The following is a 4,253-nucleotide window of genomic DNA, read 5'->3' on the forward strand; positions in this document are numbered from 1 at the left end:
GCCTCGTACGAGGCGGCGGGCATCACCACACCCGGGAAAAGAGCGGCAAGCCTACGTGCATCCGTTCCCGCGGTGACGACTCAGAGCCAGTCTCGCCGCTTGAAGATGATGTACAGACTGACGCAGACCACCGCCATCAGGCCGAGGGCGAAGGGATAACCGAAGACCCAGCGCAGCTCCGGCATCTCATCGAAGTTCATGCCGTAGATCGTGCCGACGAGGGTCGGGGCGAAGAGGATGGCCGCCCAGGCGGAGATCTTCTTGATCTCCTCGTTCTGTTCGAAGCCCGCTCCCGCAAGGGCCCGCATCTCGGCGTTCTGCTGCTGCCCGACCAGAGTGGCGTTGACAGTGAGGATGTCGGCCAGCGCCTGGCGGAAGCCGTCCGGCGCCCGCATCTGGGTGGGCACCCTCCCGATAGACGATCTCGGCGTACAACGGGTCCGACCCGGTGGCGACACACACCATTGCACCGACCGGGAGCACGGGAGCGCACTCGCCGAAGGTGATCACAGGGAAGTCGTCGAGACAGAGCGGGCTCCCTCCGTAGCCGTCGCCGCCGAGGTCGTACCCGAAGTACACGGCGTTGAAGGCGACGGCAGTATGCACGGGCGCCGGGCGGGCCACGACAACCGCTTCCAGATAGCGCCGCAACCGATCCCGTTCTTCGCCAGGTACGGCGTCATAGCCTTTCGTCATTGCAGAAGTCAACAGAGGCCGGTCACCGTACGGATCGGGCACCTGCGCCCTATCGCGAGGCATCGACGACACCTCCGGCCCCCCACGTTCGCCAACCGTTGCTGATAGAAACGGGTCCCCACCCATGACACCTCCGCCGCGCTTCAGACCGCTGCAGTCTGACGTGCGGTAATTCCCGCAGAGTATGCCAACCCGGAACATTACGGAAGCACTTTCGTCACTTTGCGATGAGGGGCAGTGACTCTCATCGGACACACCCGCGCGGCGACATGAGACCCGAACTCAGACGGCAGGACCTGGGCAGGTCAACGTCCCCTGCAACAGCACTTGGCAGCTCGCGAAAGCCACAGCCTCGCCTCACCTCCAAGGGCAAGTTGGCCTGGCACTTCTCAATGCACACGGCACCGAATACCAGGGATCGATACGGTCTCAGCGATTCTCGACGCTCCCGGCCGCGCGCCTGGAGAGCGGCTGACCCAGGTCACCGCGCAGCCTGGCTGCCGAACAGCCAGCCATGAGCCAGCAGCACTCCAATCGCACCTGACACTCCATCAGAACGTGCGTCATCCGTGCGTCGGGAATCGCTGCGGCCCCTCGCGCAAACCGCCACCGGAGCACCGGAAACCGCAGCTCAGGCAGCGTTCTCCGCGTCCACCTGTTGCGACCACCGAAAACAGTTCGAACCGACAGCCATTGCCCAGAAAACGGCAGGTCAAACGCCCTCTCGGACCGGCTCCAGAACGGCGACGCACTCCACATGCGAGGTCATCGGGATCAGGTCCGAGGTTGCTGGTCCACCGCCAACTACCGGCGTGCAAAACCCGCATGTTGAGCAGCCGCAAAGGCGTAATCGAATTCGGGGACCACTTGGGGACCACAAGCTGTGCGCGTGGCCGAACGGTCCGAGCTCAACAGAACAGGGCTGCGTGTGTCGTGTGTACTCCGACCTGCATCAACGCCTACCGCGATGTACTGGGGGTCAAGGGGTCGTGGGTTCAAATCCCGCCGTCCCGACAGCAGGGTGAAGCCCGCTGACAGGGGAATTTCTCCAGGTCAGCGGGTTTTGTCGTGCTCGCGGAGGCACTCGGCGCACGATAGTCGGGAGGGGATGCGGGCCCGGCCCGGGGGAGGTCCCGCGGTCATTCCTCCACCGTGATGGCCTGGACCGGGCACATCGCCGCGGCATCGTTGACGTCGGCGGCCAGACCTCCCGGCGGGGCGGGATCCAGCAGGGCGACGATGCCGTCCTCGTCTCGCTGGTCGAAAACGTCCGCGGCGGCCAGCGCGCATTGACCGGAGCCGACGCACGTTTCCTGGTCGACGGTTACCTTCATGGTGTCCCTTCGCGGTGGCGCGGTTACCAGGTCACGGGCAGTTCGGTGACACCGCCGGTAATGGTGGTGCACACCTCGAGGTCGTTCATGTTCCTTGCCAGGCGCAGGCTTGGGAGGCGCTGGGCGAGGGCTGCGAAGACGATGCGCAGTTCGGTGCGGGCGAGGCTGGCCCCGATGCAGAAGTGCGGGCCATGACCGAATCCGAGGTGGCTGCGTTCTTCACGGTCGGGGGCGAAGGCCTCGGCGTCGGAGTAGACGGACCGGTCGCGGTTGGCGGCGTTGATCGACAGGATGACGGCATCGCCGCGGAGGATGGTGACGCCTGCGATGTCGAGGTCGGTGTGGGCGTAGCGCAGCAGGCCGAGGTCGCCCGGCGCCCCCAGACGCATGATCTCCTCGACGGTGGAGTCGATCCGGCCGGCGGGGTCGGCGGTCAGGTCCTCCCAGTGCTCACGTTGGGTGAGCAGGAACAGCGTGCCCAGTCCGATGCGGTTGGCCGTGGTTTCGTGTCCCGCGAAGAGCAGTCCGACGCAGAGGCTGATCATCTCGTCGTAGTCGAACTCCTCGTCCTCCTCCTGGGCGCGTACGAGGTCTGAGATGACGTCCTCGCGGAGTTCGGCGCGCTTGGTCTCGACCAGCCCTCTCATGTATCCGTTGAACTCGTTCCACGCCTGGTAGGCGTCGTCGCCGCTGCTGGCGTAGTTGGCCATGCGGTAGGAGAGCGATCGGAAGTGCTCGCGGTCGCTCTCGGGCACGCCCAGCAATCGGCAGATCACCGCGACCGGCAGCGTCAGGGCCAGTCCGGCGTGCAGGTCGGCGACCCCGTCCGGATCTGCGGCCTGTTCGGTTTCCAGCCGGTCGATGTAGCCGTCCACAAGGGCCTGCATGTACTCGGTGAGCGCCCGCATTCGCTTGGCGGAGAACGCCGGGGTCAGCAGGCGGCGCAGCCGCGTGTGGTCGGCTTCCTCGGTCTCGTAGTCGCCCATGGGGCCGCCCTGCACTGCGGCGGTCGAGATGCGCGACGCCTGCTCGGGTTCGGGGTGGGAGCGCCCGAGCCGCTTGTCGCCGAGCAGCGCGCGTACCTCGTCGAATCGTGTGACCAGCCAGGCGGGATCGCCGACGGGGGTGGTGACCGGGGTGACCGGCGCTTCGCGGCGCAATATCTCGTACAGCGGCGCGAGGTCGAGCACGTTCGGCCTCTCGAAGGGCAGGCGCCGGGGGGCGGCAGCAACACTCATGGCTCTCCCATCTCTCTGGAAGCCCGAAGCTACGTTTTTATGACAGTTACGGTCAATAAATGTGTCGTAGGTTACGGTGTTCGGCGCCATCCCCGATCGCCCGACGGAGGTCTCAGTGGCTGAGCTGAACGACCGCAAGACCCGCCGCGGTCGTCCACCGGTGAGCGACCGGCAACGCCAGCAGCAGCGGCTCGAGATCTCCCGCCTCGCGGTGCGGCTGTTCCGCGAGCAGGGTGTGGCCGCGACATCGGGTGACCAGATCGCAAGCGCCGCCGGGGTGTCCGAGCGGACGCTGTGGCGCTACTTCCGCAGCAAGGAAAGCTGTATCGAGCCACTGCTCACGAAGACGATCGACGCCTTCGAAGCGGTATTGCGCACGTGGCCACCGGAACTGGAGCTGGCCGAACATCTGCGTGCGGCCTACACGCCCGTACTCGACTCCACATGGCCCGATCTCGATGCGGTCTTCGGCCTGGTCCGCATGACGCACGCCGAACCTGTGCTGCGCGCCACCCACCTCGCGCTGGGGGAGCGCGTGGAATCCGTCTTCGTCGACGTGCTCGCCGAGCGCACGGGCATGCCGGTGCACACGCTCGAAGTCCGCATGCGGGCCGCCGCCCTGAGCTCGGCACTACGCGCGGCCACCGATCACCTCGTGTCCGTCACCGCGGACGGAGTCACCCCCGAAACACTCCACGAGCACCGCGAAAGCCTCGCCGACTGCCTCCGTGGCCTCACCAGAGGCAGTTAGCCGGTGTCCTGAGCCACCAGACGGCTGACCCAGCCCTGTGACACCCGACAGCATCGAGAAGCCCGCTGACGGAGAGCGAATCTCCAGGTCAGCGGGCTTCTTTTGTCTCCGGGCAAGATCAGCGCACGATCCGGGCGTGGTGCGTGACCGGTCAGCGCTCAGTAGCCGATGGGGAGTCCGGCGTAGTTCTCGGCCAACGCGGCTGAGGCACTCCTGGAGCGAACCACCCACTCC

3 protein-coding genes and 1 pseudogene are annotated in these 4,253 nt (G+C 66.2%); 1 reads left to right on the forward strand and 3 read right to left on the reverse strand.

Going from position 1 to position 4,253, the window contains the following annotated elements:
* Nucleotides 1-80: 80 nt before the first annotated feature.
* From ACRDP3_RS22145 to ACRDP3_RS22155, 3 genes and pseudogenes are all read right to left on the reverse strand, one after another.
* A pseudogene (locus tag ACRDP3_RS22145) lies at nt 81-383 on the reverse strand (CorA family divalent cation transporter); the annotation flags it as partial.
* A gap of 1,452 nt (nt 384-1,835) precedes the next feature.
* The gene (locus tag ACRDP3_RS22150; protein ID WP_431518742.1) at nt 1,836-2,030 is read right to left on the reverse strand and encodes a ferredoxin; all 195 of its coding nucleotides are present in this window, start codon (nt 2,028-2,030) and stop codon (nt 1,836-1,838) included.
* A 23-nt stretch (nt 2,031-2,053) separates the two neighbouring features.
* Nucleotides 2,054-3,268 carry a cytochrome P450 gene (locus ACRDP3_RS22155; RefSeq protein ID WP_431518743.1) on the reverse strand — a complete coding sequence of 405 codons (1,215 nt, stop codon included), beginning with the start codon at nt 3,266-3,268 and terminating at the stop codon, nt 2,054-2,056.
* Nucleotides 3,269-3,383: 115 nt separating this feature from the next.
* Here ACRDP3_RS22155 and ACRDP3_RS22160 point away from each other — a divergent pair, with 115 nt between their 5' ends.
* On the forward strand, nt 3,384-4,019 hold the full coding sequence (locus ACRDP3_RS22160; protein ID WP_431518744.1) for a TetR/AcrR family transcriptional regulator: 636 nt from the start codon (nt 3,384-3,386) through the stop codon (nt 4,017-4,019).
* The last annotated feature ends 234 nt before the right edge of the window (nt 4,020-4,253 follow it).

This window comes from Streptomyces sp. (assembly GCF_050698815.1).
GTDB lineage: Bacteria > Actinomycetota > Actinomycetes > Streptomycetales > Streptomycetaceae > Streptomyces.

What these genes read in the sequence shown, in the direction of transcription:
- ACRDP3_RS22150 (WP_431518742.1), bottom strand. Translation starts at nt 2,030, where the DNA reads ATGAAGGTAACCGTCGACCAGGAAACGTGCGTCGGCTCCGGTCAATGC.
- ACRDP3_RS22155 (WP_431518743.1), bottom strand. Translation starts at nt 3,268, where the DNA reads ATGAGTGTTGCTGCCGCCCCCCGGCGCCTGCCCTTCGAGAGGCCGAAC.